This is a genomic window from Streptomyces sp. NPDC059524, from assembly GCF_042749255.1.
Taxonomy (GTDB): domain Bacteria; phylum Actinomycetota; class Actinomycetes; order Streptomycetales; family Streptomycetaceae; genus Streptomyces; species Streptomyces xanthii.
The window spans coordinates 94,386-109,939 of record NZ_JBHYTK010000002.1; the positions used below are offsets into that span (position 1 = coordinate 94,386).

The 15,554-nt window shown below is 74.8% G+C and carries 14 protein-coding genes; 10 read left to right on the top strand and 4 right to left on the bottom strand.

Translation table 11 applies throughout. The features are described 5' to 3' along the window. Window positions 1-237 precede the first annotated feature (237 nt). From ACFW9D_RS00780 to ACFW9D_RS00800, 5 genes are all read left to right on the top strand, one after another. Window positions 238-1,578 (top strand): alkaline phosphatase PhoX, encoded by a 1,341-nt coding sequence (locus ACFW9D_RS00780; protein WP_384616497.1) that lies wholly within the window; start codon window positions 238-240, stop codon window positions 1,576-1,578. Between the two features lie 58 nt (window positions 1,579-1,636). Further along, entirely contained in the window at window positions 1,637-2,026 is a 390-nt protein-coding gene (locus ACFW9D_RS00785) for a VOC family protein (RefSeq protein WP_384616499.1), read from the top strand. A gap of 74 nt (window positions 2,027-2,100) precedes the next feature. Continuing rightward, on the top strand, window positions 2,101-3,000 hold the full coding sequence (locus tag ACFW9D_RS00790) for a PPK2 family polyphosphate kinase (RefSeq protein WP_384616500.1): 900 nt from the start codon (window positions 2,101-2,103) through the stop codon (window positions 2,998-3,000). Between the two features lie 77 nt (window positions 3,001-3,077). Then, complete coding sequence (locus ACFW9D_RS00795) at window positions 3,078-3,959, top strand: ABC transporter substrate-binding protein (RefSeq protein WP_384616502.1); 882 nt, start codon at window positions 3,078-3,080, stop codon at window positions 3,957-3,959. Window positions 3,960-4,078: 119 nt separating this feature from the next. After that, on the top strand, window positions 4,079-4,945 hold the full coding sequence (locus ACFW9D_RS00800) for a polysaccharide deacetylase family protein (protein WP_384616504.1): 867 nt from the start codon (window positions 4,079-4,081) through the stop codon (window positions 4,943-4,945). A gap of 16 nt (window positions 4,946-4,961) precedes the next feature. Here the strand turns inward: ACFW9D_RS00800 and ACFW9D_RS00805 are convergent, their stop codons facing one another. Beyond that, the gene (locus ACFW9D_RS00805) at window positions 4,962-5,630 is read right to left on the bottom strand and encodes an ABC transporter (protein WP_384616506.1); all 669 of its coding nucleotides are present in this window, start codon (window positions 5,628-5,630) and stop codon (window positions 4,962-4,964) included. After that, complete coding sequence (locus ACFW9D_RS00810) at window positions 5,627-6,703, bottom strand: ATP-binding cassette domain-containing protein (RefSeq protein WP_384616507.1); 1,077 nt, start codon at window positions 6,701-6,703, stop codon at window positions 5,627-5,629. Before ACFW9D_RS00810 ends, ACFW9D_RS00805 begins: the two co-directional genes overlap by 4 nt. 59 nt (window positions 6,704-6,762) lie before the next feature. Between ACFW9D_RS00810 and ACFW9D_RS00815 the strand changes: the two genes are divergently transcribed. The 4 genes from ACFW9D_RS00815 (at window position 6,763) to ACFW9D_RS00830 (ending at window position 11,869) form a co-directional block, all read left to right on the top strand. After that, complete coding sequence (locus ACFW9D_RS00815) at window positions 6,763-7,533, top strand: peptidyl-tRNA hydrolase (protein ID WP_384616508.1); 771 nt, start codon at window positions 6,763-6,765, stop codon at window positions 7,531-7,533. Between the two features lie 133 nt (window positions 7,534-7,666). Further along, on the top strand, window positions 7,667-8,983 hold the full coding sequence (locus ACFW9D_RS00820; RefSeq protein WP_384616510.1) for a DUF692 domain-containing protein: 1,317 nt from the start codon (window positions 7,667-7,669) through the stop codon (window positions 8,981-8,983). Between the two features lie 346 nt (window positions 8,984-9,329). Beyond that, window positions 9,330-10,115: a TIGR04222 domain-containing membrane protein gene (locus ACFW9D_RS00825; protein WP_384616511.1), complete on the top strand. Its 786-nt coding sequence runs from the start codon at window positions 9,330-9,332 to the stop codon at window positions 10,113-10,115. A gap of 122 nt (window positions 10,116-10,237) precedes the next feature. Next, the gene (locus ACFW9D_RS00830; RefSeq protein WP_384616513.1) at window positions 10,238-11,869 is read left to right on the top strand and encodes an alpha/beta hydrolase; all 1,632 of its coding nucleotides are present in this window, start codon (window positions 10,238-10,240) and stop codon (window positions 11,867-11,869) included. 69 nt (window positions 11,870-11,938) lie between these two features. Here ACFW9D_RS00830 and hemQ read toward each other — a convergent pair whose 3' ends face one another. Next, window positions 11,939-12,673, bottom strand: coding sequence for a hydrogen peroxide-dependent heme synthase (gene hemQ, locus ACFW9D_RS00835; RefSeq protein ID WP_188336330.1), 735 nt, complete (start codon window positions 12,671-12,673; stop codon window positions 11,939-11,941). A gap of 4 nt (window positions 12,674-12,677) precedes the next feature. After that, entirely contained in the window at window positions 12,678-14,195 is a 1,518-nt protein-coding gene (hemG, locus tag ACFW9D_RS00840; RefSeq protein ID WP_384616515.1) for a protoporphyrinogen oxidase, read from the bottom strand. Window positions 14,196-14,343: 148 nt separating this feature from the next. On the opposite strand from hemG, the gene ACFW9D_RS00845 reads away from it, so the two are divergent. After that, a complete protein-coding gene (locus ACFW9D_RS00845) occupies window positions 14,344-15,309 on the top strand; it encodes a DUF4349 domain-containing protein (protein ID WP_384616517.1) in 966 nt (321 codons plus the stop codon). Window positions 15,310-15,554: the final 245 nt, after the last annotated feature.

Consider the following 15,554-nt stretch of genomic DNA (forward strand, 5'->3'; position numbering starts at 1 on the left):
CAGACACTCCCCACTCTCCCCCGCTCGCCCCCCCGCGCCCAGCCCCCCGCGGGGGTCCGTTCCCCCGCCGGCGGGCGGGCCCCCCCGGGGCGGCCCCCCCGCCGCGTGCTACGCGCGTGGTTCCCGTGGCGAAAGTCGCGTGATAGACACAGCCGGGTCACAGTTCCTGTCCGCCAGCAGGAGGTTGCACCCATGTCACGCACGTCAGATGCACGGCAGTCCGCAACACGACGTCAGATGCTCGCCCGGACCGGCGCGTCGGTCGCGGGCATCGCCTTCGCCGGGAGTCTCGGGGAGCTGTTCGCCGGTTCGGCGGCGGCGCAGGGCCGCAGCGGCTACGGCGACCTGGTGCCCGACCCGGCCGGGCTGCTCGACCTGCCGAAAGGATTCCGCTACAAAGTCCTCTCGCGCGAGGGCGATCCACTGCGCTCCGGCGAGGGCAAGGTGCCGAGCAACCACGACGGGATGACCGCCCTCGAGGGCAGAGGCGGCCGGGTCCACCTGGTGCGCAACCACGAGAACCGGGTCACCGCGAAGATCGGCGTCCCGACCGTCGAGGGCCTCACCTACGATCCGATGGGCAAGGGCGGCTGTACGGCCCTCACCCTCGACCGCGACAACAACGTGCTGTCGGAGCGGGTCGGCATCGCCGGCACCGCGGTCAACTGCGCGGGCGGGCCCACCCCTTGGGGAACGTGGCTGACCTGCGAGGAGACCGAGGACAAGGCGGGGACGAACGGGTACACGAAGGACCACGGCTTCATCTTCGAGGTCGACCCGGCCGACCCGCACCGCTCGGGCGCGGTGCCGCTGACCGCGATGGGCCGCTACCAGCACGAGGCGATCGCCATCGATCCCCGGCGCGGGATCGTGTACGAGACCGAGGACGCGTTCCAGGCGCCGTTCGGGCTCTTCTACCGCTTCCTGCCGAACCGGCCCGAGGGCGGTCTCGGTTCGCTGCGCGCGGGCGGCAGGCTCCAGGCGATGCGGGTGCCGGGGGTGCCGGACCTGTCCGCGGTGCAGGAGACCGGCGCGAGCTTCGGCGGGATCGAGTGGGTCGACGTGCCCGACCCGCTGGCCGCGCAGACCCCGATCCGCAACCAGGACTTCGGCCCGAAGGGCATCACCCACGCCCAGAAGCTGGAGGGCTGCTACTGGGGCGGGTCCTGCGTCTACTTCGTGTCCTCGTACGCGCGCAGCCGCGAGGGCTCGGCCGGTGACCACTTCGGCCAGATCTGGCGCTACGACCCGGCCGCCCGCCGCCTCACCCTGGTGATCGTCTTCGGGCCCGGCACCGACCTCCAGCTCCCCGGCGAGGAGCCGGACAACATCTGTCTCGCCCCCAGCGGCGGCCTGATGGTGTGCGAGGACGGCGCGGGCGCGCAGCACGTGTTCGGCGTGACGCGCAAGGGCGAGGTCTACGCGATGGCGCGCGGCCGGCAGAACATCGGGACGCCGGACGAGCCGGAGTGGGGCGAGTTCGCGGGCGTCACCTTCTCGCCCGACGGCGACACGATGTACGTCAACTGCTACACGCCCGGGACGACGTTCGCGGTGACCGGACCCTGGCACCGTTAGGGTCGGTCCGCCCGCGGGTTCTCCGGGGCGACCGGGAACCCGCGGGCGGAGGCCTGACATGACCAGCAAGTTCACGGAACTGGCGATCGACTGCGCCGACCCGGAGGGGCTCGCCGGGTTCTGGTGCCTCGTGCTCGGCTACGTGGTGCAGGGGCGGGAGGAGGGCCTGGTCACCATCGGCTCGCCCGAGGTGCCCGAGGGCAAGGAGCGGCCGGGGCCGGTGCCGCCGACGCTCACCTTCGCGCGTGTGCCCGAGGGCAAGAGCGTGAAGAACCGGCTGCACATCGACGTCAACCCGACCGACACGGACCAGGCCGGCGAGGTGGCCCGGCTCCTCGCCCTCGGCGCCCGGCACGCGGACGTCGGCCAGGGCGACGACGTCGGCTGGGTGACCCTGCACGACCCGGAGGGCAACGAGTTCTGCGTGCTGGCCACCCGCTGTCCCTGAGCGGCGCGGGTGGCGCGCCGGGCCGCCGCGGAGCAGGATCGGGAGCACCTGCTCCGGTCCGAAAGGGGTGCGCGGTGGCGAAGAACGGCGGCAAGAAGGGCGCGGGGAGCGCCGGGAAGCAGCCGGGGCCCGTCCCCCTGCGCGAGCTGCTGCGGGTGCCGCAGGGCGAGCGCGTCGACCTGTCGTCCTACGACGCGGCGGGCACGCCCGGCGGCCCGTCCGGCAAGGCCGAGGGCGTCGCGGCGAGCGAGCGCGCGGGCGAGCGGCTCGCGGAGCTCCAGGAGCGGCTGTGGGCGGCCGGTTCGGCGGGCGGCGACCGGCGCCGGGTGCTGCTGATCCTCCAGGGCATGGACACCAGCGGGAAGGGCGGCACGGTCAAGCACGTGATCGGCCACTTCAACCCGTCCGGCTGCCGCATCAAGGCCTTCAAGGCGCCGACGGCGGACGAGCTCAAGCACCCGTTCCTGTGGCGCATCGCGCAGGCGCTGCCCGAGCCGGGCGAGATCGGCATCTTCGACCGCTCCCAGTACGAGGACGTCCTGATCGCCCGCGTCCGGGACCTCGCCCCGCGCGACCGGCTGGCCCGCCGCTACGACGAGATCAACCGCTTCGAGCGGTCCCTCGCCGAGGACGGCGTCACGCTCGTGAAGTGCTTCCTGCACATCTCCTACGCCCAGCAGAAGCGCCGCCTCCTGGAGCGGCTCGACAACCCGGACAAGTACTGGAAGTTCAATCCGGGCGACATCGAGGACCGGGCGCTGTGGCCCGCCTACCAGGAGGCGTACGAACTCGCCCTGGAGCGCTGCTCCACGCGGGCGGCCCCCTGGTACGTGGTCCCCGCCGACCGGAAGTGGTACCGGAACTGGGCGATCAGCCGTCTCCTCCTGGAGCATCTGGAGGAGCTCGATCCGCAGTACCCGAAGGCGGACTTCGACGTGGCGGAGTGCCGGGAACGGCTGCTGGCGATGCCGTGACGTGAACTCGCCGTACGACGACCGCACTTGAGGCGGCGCCCCACATGCCGCGCCGCCCGCGTGGGCAGGGTGGCCCTATGACTTCACCCTCCGCACATCCATGGGAATTCACCGACGACCGCGGACACCGGGCCTCGGCCCCCGGCGTTCCGGCGCGGATCGTCGCGTACCTCCAGGCCGGGGCCGGCCTGCACGATCTCGGACTGACGCCCGTCGGCGTCTTCGGCTCGTTCCACGACGGGGAGCGGGCGGACCGGGCGAAGGCCGGCGGTCTGCCGCTCGGGGACGTGGCGTATCTGGGGGCGGGCGCCGGGCTCGGCCTCGACGACGTGCTCGGGGTGCACCCGGATCTGGTGGTGGCGCTGACCTACGGGGGCGGGCAGGTCTACGGGATCGATCCGGACACGGCGAAGCACCTGGAGGAGCAGGTTCCGGTCGTGGTGTTCGACGTGGGCCAGGGGCGGAGTCTGGCGGACGTGCGGGAACGGTTCGCGGAGCTCGGAGCCTCGCTCGGGGCGGGTGAGGCGCCGGCCGCCGGGGAGGGGCTGGCGTGGGCCGAGCGGGAACTGACGGAGGCCGCGGGCGCGGCGGGCGGGGCGCGGGTGCTCGCCCTGTCGCCGGGCGGGCCGGACAGCGTGCATCTGGCACGGCCCGCGAAATGGCCGGACCTGAGCGCGCTCACGGCCCTGGGCGTGGCGACGGTCGAGCCGCCCGAGGGCCCGGGGGCCAACTGGCACACGGGCGACTGGCCGGACGCCGCCGCGCTCACCCCGGACATCGTCCTGCTGGACACCCGGGCGAACGCGGCGCCGCGGGAGGCCTACGGCGCGTCCCCGGCGTGGACGGCACTGGCCGAGCGGGCCGCGGTCCTGCCGTGGAACCCGGAGCTCCCGCCGAGCGCGACGGCCCACGCGGCGCTCCACCGGAGCGTGGCACAGGCGCTGCGGGGCCGGTCCTGAGCCCAGGGCCCTTCGCTCGCCGGTGAACCTTCCGCCGGTCGGAGCAATGCCGTCCGGGGCACGGGGCGAGCAGCCCAGTCGTACACGATTTGTCACATTTGTAGGCTTATCGTCGCGGCGTGATCAACTCCGTACGCCGCACCGTGTCGACCTGCGTCCTCGCCGCCCTCGCCCTCGGTGGCGCCGCCTGCTCGGGCGGCGGCACCGGGCCCGCGCACCCCGCCCGGGCCGACCGGCCCGCCCAGAGCCCCTCGGCCGCCCCCTCCCCCGCGGGCGCCCCCACACTCGCCCCCGGGCCCGGGGGTCTCACCCGCGTCTTCAAGAACGCGGCCCGGTCGAAGGAGCGCGTCGTGGCGCTGACCTTCGACGCCGACATGACCGCCGACCAGGGCTCCCGCGCCGCGGCCGGCGAGCACTTCGACCACCCTCAGCTCATCTCCACGCTCCGGAGACTGAAGGTGCCGGCCACCGTCTTCATGACGGGGCGCTGGGCCGACCAGTACCCGGCCGAGGCACGCGACATCGGCGCCGACCCGCTCTTCGAGGTCGCCAACCACTCGTACAGCCACTACGCCTTCACGGACGACTGCTACGGCCTGCCCACCGTGCCGCCCGCGCGGATGCGCACGGACGTCGAGCGGGCCTTCACCGCGTTCCGCAAGGCCGGAGTCGAGCATGTCGTGCCGTACTTCCGCTTTCCCGGCGGCTGTTACGACAAGCAGGCGCTGCGGGCGCTCGCCCCGGCCGGGGTCACGGCCGTGCAGTGGGACGTGGTGAGCGGCGACGCGTTCGCCACCGACGCGGACGCGGTGTCGCGGCAGGTGCTCGACGGGGTGCGGCCGGGTTCCGTCGTCGTCCTGCACTGCACGCGCAGCGCGGCCCCGACGACGGAGCGCGTGGTGCGCACGGTCGTGCCCGAACTGCGCGCGAAGGGCTACCGGTTCGTACGGGTCTCCCAGCTGATCGGGGCCACCCGCAAGGGGTGAGCGCGTCGCCCCGCGGTCAACGGCGGGACGCCAGCGCGCAGGCCGCCGCCGCGCAGGCCCCCGCGAGCACGACCGCGCCCAGGAAAGGCAGCGCGGGCAGCGGGATCTCGCCCCGCTGGGAGCCGGTGATCAGCGCCGTCACCGCGGAGCGGGCCGGGGAGCCGGGCGCCACGAGGGTGAGCAGGGTGCCGAGCAGCAGTGCGGCCACGCCCGCGCCGGTGCCCCGGATCACCGGCCACGTGGTCAGGGCGCCCACGGCGGTACCGGCGAGGGCGCAGGTCCAGGCGGCGAGGAGTCCGGCGCCGGCCGCCGGCAGGACGGCGATCCGTACCCGGTGGCCGGTGCTCACACCGTCCGCGAGCAGCGCCACGAAGAGAGTGGCGAGGGCGCCGAGCAGGGCGGTCGCGAGCAGCGCGGTGAGCAGGCTCGCGAAGTGCGCCCGCCACGGTCCGGTCGCCGCGGCCGTGCAACCGCGCGCGGCGGACGGCTCATTGGAGACACAGATCCGCGCCAGCCAGGCCCCGGCGGGCAGCAGGCCCGCCGCCGCGTAACCGAGCGAGTCCAGAACCGGCTGCCCGCCCAGGAGCCCGACCGCGAGCACCGCCGCGTACAGCACGACGGGCGCGAGCCAGCGCTGCGAGCGCAGCAGGAGCCCGGACTGGTAGGCGAGCAGGGCCGTGGTCATCGGGACTCCGGGAGGGTGGACGGAACGGACCGGACGGCGACGACGTGCCACGGCGGCCGCGCCCCCAGCAGCGCGCGCAGCACGGCGTCGGAGTGCGTGGGGGACGTGGTGACCCGCACGGTACGGGCGTCGAGGCGGGTCAGGGTGCACGGCTGCGGCAGACCGGCCGGATCCTCCGCCGACCCGGTCGCTTCCACCACCACACATGCCCCCGCGGCGGCACCGGACTCGCCCCGCGGGCGGCGCGGATCGTGCTCGAGGCCCGCCCTCGAAGCGTCCGGCACTGGCGCGACCCGCCCCGCGGCCACCCCGCACACCGCGCCCGCCGGATGCCGCTGATCGCCGTCCACACGGACGGGGGCGCCACCGACCGCCGCGCCCCCGTCCGACGGGTCACGACCAACGAGATCATGGGCCACCGGCTCCCGATCCCCCACCGGCGACACCCGGCCCCCGGCCACCTCGTACACCGCGTCCGCCGCGCCCTCCAGGCGGCGTGGGTCGTGGTCGACGTAGACGACCGTGCCGCCTGCCGCCGTGCGTTCGGCCACGGCTCGGTCCAGTTCGTCACGGGCGGCGGGGTCCAGGCCCGTCCAGGCCTCGTCCAGGATCAGCAACTCCGGTGCGGCGAGAAGTGCCTGGGCGACGGCCACCTTCTGGCTGCTGCCCTTGGAGAGTTCGGCGAGCGGGGTGTCCGCGTACGCGGCGGCGCCGAAGCGTTCCAACTGCTCGCGCGCCCGCCGGGTCGCCTCGGGGCGGGCGAGGCCGTGGATGCGGCCGAGGTGGGTGAGGTAGCCGAGCGCGGTGAACGGCAGGGCGGCGGGGAAGCGTTCGGGGACGTAGGCGGTGCGGGGGCGGCCGAGGACGCGGCCGGCGCCGGGGGCGTCGATCCCGGCCATGACGCGCAACAGGGTCGACTTCCCCGAGCCGTTGGCGCCGCGCACCCGGACGAGGGCGCCGGCCGGCACGTCGAGGTCGACGTCGCGCAGGACCCAGGGTCCGCGGAGCCCGTAGCGGCGTCCGACGCGGCGGAGGGCGAGCGGGCCCGTGGGCGGTGCGGTCGGGGTCGGCATGGCGACCATGGTGGCGCATCGCGGCAGCGGGTGGGACGGCTGCTGGCAGACTGGTGGGTGTGACCAGCGACGACGACCTGAGCAAGGACCCGGGCCGGGACGGCCTGCCGCCCGCCGACAGCCCGTTCCGCACCGAGCCCACCCCGCGTGACGAGGCCCCGCAGTTCGTGCTGCCGCTCGTGGCGCGGATCGAGCGGGCCGAGCCGCCCGCGCGGACGGCCGCCCTGGAGACCGCCGCGCGCGCCGTCCTCGTCCTGCTGTCCGACGACCGCGCGCTCGGCGACGGGGAGTGGGCGCAGGCCGTGCGGGACTGGCAGGACGCGCGGATCCGCAAGGTGGTGCGGCGGGCCCGGGGTGCCGAGTGGCGGCGTGCCGAGGCGCTCGACGGCATCACGGTCACGGGTGACGGAGCGCAGGTGCGGGTGTTCCCGCCGGTGCCGCTCGACGGCTGGCCCAAGGACCTGGCCCGCCTCCAGGTGTCCGGCACTGACCTCGACGACCCGGAGCCGCCGCCCGCCCCGGACCCCTCGGCGCCGGTCCTCTGGCTCAACCCCGACCTCGGGATGACGGCGGGCAAGGCGATGGCGCAGGCCGGGCACGGCGCGCAGCTGGCCTGGTGGGCGCTGTCCGAGCCGCAGCGCAAGGAGTGGCGCGAGGCGGGCTTCCCGCTGGCGGTCCGTACCGCCGACCCGGCGCGCTGGGAGCCGCTGACCCGGGCCGGTCTGCCGGTGGTGCGGGACGCGGGCTTCACGGAGATCGCGCCGGGTTCCTGCACGGTGGTGTCGGAGGGCGGCACCCGGTACGCGCCGCTGGGCCGCGTGACGGGGTAGTACGGCTGAGGCAGGCCCTCGGGCCGAACCTCAAATGTTGCTCTGAACGTCCTCGCTCGTGGATTCGGGCGCGCGCGGCGGGGCCATGACACCTGCACGCGGCAGCACGACCACGCGGCAGAGGGGGACGGACATGGAGCGCCTGACAAGGCTGGGCACGGGGATCGGCTGGCGGCCGGAGATCGCGGAGATCGTCGAGGCGATGCCCGGCATCGACTGGGTCGAGGCGGTCGCCGAGAACGTGTGCCCGGGTCATCTGCCCGAGTCGCTGGTGCGGCTGCGCGAGCGCGGCGTCACCGTCGTGCCGCACGGCGTCTCCCTCGGCCTCGGCGGCGCGGACCGGCCCGACGAGGGGCGGCTCGCGGATCTGGCGTCCCGCGCGCAGGCGCTGGGCGCGCCGCTGGTCACCGAGCACATCGCGTTCGTACGGGCCGGTGGCGAGCGCACGGCGTCGCCGCTCCTGGAGGCCGGGCACCTGCTGCCGGTGCCGCGTACCCGGGACGCGCTCGACGTGCTGTGCGCGAACGTGCGGATCGCGCAGGACGCGCTGCCGGTGCCGCTCGCGGTGGAGAACATCGCGGCGCTGTTCTCCTGGCCGGGCGAGGAGATGACGGAGGGCCAGTTCCTGTACGAGCTGGTCGAGCGCACCGGGGTCCGGCTGCTGATCGATGTCGCGAACCTGCACACCAACCACGTGAACCGGGGCGAGGACCCGGCGAAGGCGCTGGCCGAGCTACCGGTCGAGGCGATCGCGTACGTCCACGTGGCGGGCGGCTTCGAGCGCGACGGCGTCTGGCACGACAGCCACGCCCACCCGGTTCCGCAGCCGGTCCTGGACATCCTGGCCGACCTGGCCTCCCGGGTGACCCCGCCCGGCGTCCTCCTGGAGCGCGACGAGAACTTCCCGGACGACCCGGCGGAACTGGGCCGCGAGGTCGAGCGGATCCGCGAGGTGGTGGCAGCGGCCCCGGCCGCCCCGTCGGAGAGGACCGGCGCGCGCTCCCGGCCCGACGCCCCCGAACCCGTCGCCGAGTCCACCCGCGGCCGGGTCGCCCTCGCCCAGGCCGCGCTGCTGTCCGCGCTGGTGGCCGGGACGCCCGCGCCGGAGGGGTTCGACCGGGTGCGGCTCGGGGTGCAGGCGCGGGCGCTGGCGGGGAAGCGGGCCGATGTCGTCGCCAAGGTGGCGCCCGAGCTGCCGGAGATCCTGGGCGGGGCCGCGTACCGTGCGGCGTTCCTGGGGTACGCGCAGCGGCGGCCCATGACGGGCGGCTACCGGCGGGACGCGCTGGACTTCGCCGAGGACCTGCTGCTCGGGCAGCGGGTCACGGAGCCGGTGGCCCGGCGCCGGCTGACCGACTGGTGGCTGGAGCGGTCGGGCCCGGCCCCGCTCTCGGGACGCCCGGTGGCGCGGGCACTGCGGGCCGCGCGGTTCACGCTGCGCCGGGGGTGAGCCGGTGCACCGGTGGGCGGACTGACCGGTCTCGTGGCCGGGTACGAGGGCATGGGGGCTGGTCGCGCCCCGCGGCGCAGCCGCTCATGGACACAGCCCCGCGCCCCTGAAATGCAGACCCTTCGGGCCGCATTTCCCCGATGTCGGCAGCGCCTCCTCAGGGGCGCAGGGCTGTATCGCTGTGCGGCTCCGCCGCGTGGGCGCGATCAGCCACGACGCACCTGCACCCGCCCGCGGCGCGCACGCCGCTGCACCGTGGGCGGTCCGCCCCGCCCCGCGCGGAATTCTCGTCCGCATATTGAACGGGCCATAGCGGTTACCCGGAGTCCTGCCGTAGAAACTCCCCATGTTCTGGGTCCTGTTCCTTGTACTGGCCGGCGGCCTGGCCCTGGTCACGTGCGGGCGGCTGTGCCTCGCCGCCGTGCGGGCGGCCGACGCCGAGCGCGCCGCGGGCGACGGCGAGGGCCCGCACGAGCGGGTGCTGTCCCTGTACGAGACGGCGTTCCTCTCGGGCGGCCCGCGCCGCGTCGCGGACGTGGCGCTCGTGTCGATGGCCCGCAGCCGCCGGCTGCTGCTCGCGCACACCGGCTGGGCGACGGTCGTCGACCCGGTCGGCGGCGACGACATGGAGCGCTCGGTGATCGGCGCGATCGGCCCGCAGGGCCAGTCGCGGATAGCTCCGGTGCGCTCGGCCACGGCGTCGGGCGACGCCGTCCGCACGCTCACCGAGCGTCTCGTGGCGGCCGGCCTCGCCACCCCGGACACGACCCGCACCACGGTCGCCTCCGGCGTGGCCCAGGTGAAGGCGGCGGCCGCGGCGATCGTGGTCCTGGCGGCGGTCGCGACGCTGATGCCGGGTCAGGAGCCGCCCAGGAACATGCCGGTGGCGCTGTGGTTCCTGCTGCCGCTGCTGCTCACCCTGTGCTGTCTGTTCGTCGCCCGGTTCGAGATCCACCCGTACACGCACTGGGCCTCCCCCACCGGTCAGCGCCTGCTCTCCGCGCTGCCCGACGGCACGGGCAGCCTGCTCGCGGTGGCGCTGCGCGGGGTGCCCGCGGTGGACGACCCGGCGCTGCGGTCCGCGTTCGCCCACCCGGCACGCGACCCGCTCGACCCCGAGGACCGGCTCTGAGGCGTACGGGCGCGGCGGCGCATCGGGGTCATTGATCCGACACCGGCGACCCGGTGCTTTACTTCGCCAACTGCCGCCCCAAGGATCCCTTTTGTTCACGACGAAAGGGATGAGACCGAGCGATGAGAGCAGCAGCGTCCGCCTCCGCCCGCTACGCCGCCGCGGGATCGCTGGTCCTGGCCGCGTTCGCGGCCGGCCCCGCCCCCGCCGCGGGTGCCCTGCCCGCGGGCCCCGACGACGCCCGCGCGCGGGGCACCGCGCTCGCCGCCGAGCGGGCCGCGGCCGCCGGCATCCGGTTCGGCGCCTGCCCCGCCGAGGAGAGCCTGCCGGAGGCGCTGACCTGCGGCACCGTCACCGTCCCGCTCGACTACGCCGACCCCGACGGCAAGAAGATCAAGCTGACCGTCAGCCGTGTGAAGGCGACGGGCAAGACCGGCGGGAAGAAGGTGGCCCGGCAGGGCTCGTTCGTCTTCAACCCGGGCGGCCCCGGCGGCAACGGCATGTACTTCCCGCTCGCCGGGATGATGCCGGAGTGGAAGCGCATCGGCGCCGCGTACGACCTCGTCGGATACGCGCCGCGCGGCGTGGGCCGCTCCGCGCCGCTGTCCTGCCGGGACCCGAAGCAGCTCGGCAAGGGCCCCACGCTCGCGCCGACCCACCCCTCGGAGTCGTACAAGAAGGAGCGGATCGCCCGCGCGAAGTCGTACGCGCGGGGCTGCGCCGAGCGCAATCCGGACCTGGAGCACTTCACGACGCTGAACAACGCCCGGGACCTCGACGTCCTGCGGGCCGCGCTCGGCGAGCAGCGGCTCACGTACATGGGCGCCTCGTACGGGACCTACATCGGGGCCGTGTACGCGACGCTGTTCCCCTCGCACGTGCGCCGGATGGTGTTCGACTCGGCGGTCGACCCGTCGCCCGGGCGGGTCTGGTACCGGAACAACATGGCCCAGTCCGCCGCGTTCGAGCGCCGCTGGGCCGACTTCCGCACCTGGGTCGCCGAGCACGACGACACGTACGGCCTCGGCAGGACGGCGGAGGCCGTGCAGCGGACCTACGAGGAGGTCCGGGCGGAGCTCGCGCACACGCCGGCCGGGAAGAAGGTCGGACCGGGCGAGCTGCAGTCCGCGTTCCTCCAGGCCGGCTACTACGACGACTACTGGCCGATCCGGGCGCTGGCCCTGTCCGAGTACCGGGCGGGCAATCCGGAGCCGCTGATCGGCCAGGCCACGCCGGTGGCGTCGCCGATCGCCGCGAAGGAGAACGAGAACGCGGGCGCGGTCTACACGGCCGTCGAGTGCAACGACGCGCCGTGGCCGGAGGACTTCCGCGTCTGGGACCGGGACAACACGCGGCTGGCGCGCGTGGCCCCGTTCGAGACGTGGGACAACGTGTGGACGAACCTGCCCTGCGCGTACTGGAGCGGGCCGCGTCAGCAGCCGCTCGACGTGCGGACGCTGCCGGGCGCGCTGCCGCCGACACTGATCCTCGCCGCGGAGCGGGACGCGGCGACACCGTACGCGGGCGCGAAGGAGATGCACCGGCGCATCGCCGGTTCGGTGCTCGTGACCGAGCGGGACGCGGGCACGCACGGCGTGGGCGGCGGCCCCAACGCCTGCGTCAACGGGCATCTGGACGCGTACGTCCTAGACGGGCGGCTGCCCGAGCGGCGGTCGGCGTCCTGCGCGGCGCACGCGGCGCCCACACCGCTGGGCTCGGGCGGACCGCCGGAGAAGGCGCTGCGGGCCCGGTGACCCGCGCGTGAGAACGGCTGAGGGGCGGGGCCAGGCGGCCCCGCCCCTCACTCATGGATCACTCGTGCCTCAGGCGAGACCGGCGACCAGGTCGGCGACGCTCTTGCGGCGGCCCGTGTAGAACGGGACCTCCTCGCGCACGTGCCGGCGGGCCTCGGAGCCGCGCAGGTGACGCATCAGGTCGACGATGCGGTCCAGCTCGTCGGCCTCGAAGGCGAGGATCCACTCGTAGTCGCCGAGCGAGAACGAGGCGACCGTGTTGGCGCGCACGTCCGGGTAGCCGCGGGCCATCTTGCCGTGGTCGGCGAGCATCTTGCGGCGCTCGTCGTCGGGCAGCAGGTACCACTCGTAGGAGCGCACGAACGGGTAGACGCTCACGTAGTTGCGGGGCGTCTCGTCGGCGAGGAACGCCGGGATGTGCGAGCGGTTGAACTCGGCGGGGCGGTGCAGCGCCATGTTCGACCACACCGGCTCCAGGGCCCGGCCCAGCTTGGTGCGGCGGAAGAGGTTGTACGCCTCCTGCAGCTGGTCGGCGGTCTCGGCGTGCCACCAGATCATGAGGTCGGCGTCGGCGCGCAGGCCGGACACGTCGTAGGTGCCGCGGATCGTGACGTCCTTCGCGGCGAGCTGGTCGAACAGCTCCTGGACCTCGTCCGCGTAACCCGCGCGGTCCTCCGGCAGGACGTCCTTCAGCTTGAAGACGGACCAGAGGGTGTAGCGGATGACCTCGTTGAGGTCCTTGGCGAGCTTGCCCTTGTTCGGGATCCGGGCAGCCTCGGGGGTGGTCGTGGTGTCGTCGCTCATGCCCTTATTCTCCCGCTCCGCCGTGCAGGCTCTGCACCGGGTTCGCCTCCAGGGCCACGCGGCCGCTCGCGTCGCCGCGCAGCTCGTCCACGGCGGCGTACGCGCTCGCGATGCAGGCGGGCACGCCGACGCCGTCGTACGCGGCGCCGCACACGGCGAGGCCGGGCAGCTGTCCGACGAAACCGCGGATCCGGGCGACCCGGTCCGTGTGCCCGACCGGGTACTGGGGCAGGCCGTCCTGCCAGCGCGTCACGTGCGAGGCGACGGGCGAGGCGTCCAGGCCGGTGGCCTCGCGCAGGTCGTGGCGGGCCACGCCGACGAGGTCGGCGTCGTCGCGGCCGAGGTCCTTCTCGTCGCCGTAGCGGCCGACGGAGGTGCGGACGATGTGCAGGTCCGGGTTCTCGCCCGCGATCCAGCCCCACTTCTGGGAGGCGAACGTGGCGGCCTTGATGGTGTGGCCGTCGACGGGCGGCACGAGGAAGCCGCTGCCCTCGGGGAGTTCGGCCGTCTTCTTGGCGTAGGCCAGGGTGATCAGGGCCATGGAGGCGTACTCGATGCCGCGGAGTTCCTGGGAGGCCATGGGGGCGGCCGTCCGCAGGAGGCCCGCGGCCGGCGTCGCGGGCAGGGCGATGACGACCTGGTCGGCCTCGAAGGTGCGGCCGGATTCGGTGACCACGCGCCACTGGGGTGCGGGGTGCGTGGCCGAGCGGGCGGCCCCCTGCGCCCCCAGGGTGACCGCGCGCTCCCCGAACACGATCTCGGCGCCCCTCGCGCGGACCGACTCGGCGACGGCGGTCGGAAGGGTTCCGATGCCGCCCTCGATGCCCATGAAGACCGGGCCCGTCTGCTGGGTGCGGGCCGTCTTGGCCTGGAGGGCCCGCACCGCCGAGGTGAGGGAGCGGTGGTGGCGGGCCTCGGCGAAGAGCTGGGGGACGGCGCTGCGCAGGGAGATCTTGTAGGCGTCGCCCGCGTAGACGCCCCCGAGGAGCGGTTCGACGAGACGGTCGACGACCTCGCGGCCGAGGCGGGCGGCGACGTACTCGCCGACGGCGACGTCCTCGCCCATCTCGGTGGGCGGCAGGTCGGCGTCGAGCTCGATACGGCGCAGGCCCTCGTCGGAGAGGACGCCGGCGAGCGCCTCCGCGGTGCCGGGGACGCCCATGACGTGACCCTTGGGCATGGGGCGCAGCGCGCCGCGGGTCCACAGGGAGGCGGTGGCGGTGCCCGGTGGCTGGAGCCGGTCGCCGAGGCCGACCTCGCGGGCCAGGCCGACCGCCTCGGGGCGGCGGGCCAGGAGCGACTCGGCGCCGAGGTCGACGCGGGCGCCGGCGATCTCGCCCGCGCGGAGCTTTCCGCCGAGCCGGTCGGAGGCCTCCAGGACGGTGACCCGTACCGGTTCGTCGCCGTCGAGCAGCCGGTGGGCCGCCGCGAGTCCGGTGATGCCGCCGCCGATGACGAGGACGTCCTTCTGCCGCCCGGTCGCCGTGGATGTGTCCGCTTCCGGTGTCTCCGCTTCGCGCATGTCCCCACTCTCTCAGAAGGGCTCCGGCGCACCGACGTGTCCCTAACGTGACCGCTTCGGGACCGTGCGGCAACCACCCGAAGGGCGGCTCGCGCGTCGAAGGGGGCGTCCATGTCGGTTCCGTTCCACGGGTCCTGGGGGTACGTCCATGCGTGCTGGTGCTGCACGACGGCTGCGGCCGGTTCATGTTCTGGTGGTGCCGTTGCTCGGCGCCGTGCTGGCGGTCGCGGGCTGTTCCGGGGCCGGCGGTGACTCCGGCGGGTCGAGCAAGGCGGCCGCGGCCGACGCCAAGTCCGGGGGCGGGGCCGCGCGGGACGGAGCGGCGGCCCCGTCCGGCGAGAAGGCGGCGCGCAAGGCGCCGAAGCTCAGCGGGGTCCACATCATCCGCACCGCGCATCTGACGGTCCGGGTGAAGGACGTGCCGCAGGCCCTGGACCGGGCGCGGTCGCTGGCCGAGGACGCGGGCGGCATCGTCGGCAGCGAGACCACCGACCGCGACGGCCGCGGCCGTGAGCGCACGCTGGTCACGCTCCGGGTGCCGCAGGAGTCGTACGCGGACGTGCTGGAGCGGCTGTCGGGCAGCGGGAAGCTGCTGGAGCGGAACGTGACGGCGAAGGACGTCACCGACCAGGTCGTCGACGTGGACAGCCGGATCAGGTCGCAGCGGGCCAGTGTGGCGCGGGTGCGGGAGCTGATGGACCGGGCCACGAAGCTGAGCGACGTGGTCACGCTGGAAGGCGAGTTGAGCAACCGTCAGGCGGAGCTGGAGTCCCTGCTCGCGCAGCAGGCGTCGCTGAAGGACCGCACGACGCTGGCCACCATCACGCTGCGGCTCACCGAGTCGGCGCCCGCGGGGGCCGGTGACGAGGACGACGGGCCGGGCTTCCTGGACGCGCTGGCGGGCGGCTGGGACGCGTTCGTGTCGGTGCTGCGCTGGATCGTGCTCGTCCTCGCGGCGGTACTGCCGTTCGCGGCGGTCCTGGCGCTCGCCCTGTTCCTGTGGCTGCGCGTCCTGCGGCCCCGGCTGCCTCGCCGCCACCCCGTGCCGGTGGCACCGCGACCGGGTCCGCTGCCCGCGCACCCGGAGCGCGGGTCCGACGACGAACGGGAGTGACGGGACCCGGCGCGGTGCGCGCACGTAGCGTGGGCGCATGAGTGCTGGAGAACGTGTGCGTGAGCGGCTCGTGGTCATCGGCGGCGACGCGGCGGGGCCTGTGGGCGCCCGGGCCGGCCCGCGGCGGGGGGCGCCCCCCCCCAACCGCGACCCGACCCGGGCGCGGGGGCCCCCCCCCCCCGGGACCCGCGACGACGTGGCCACGACGGCCAGTGCGGCCGCCGCGGTCAGGGCTGTCCTCCCCT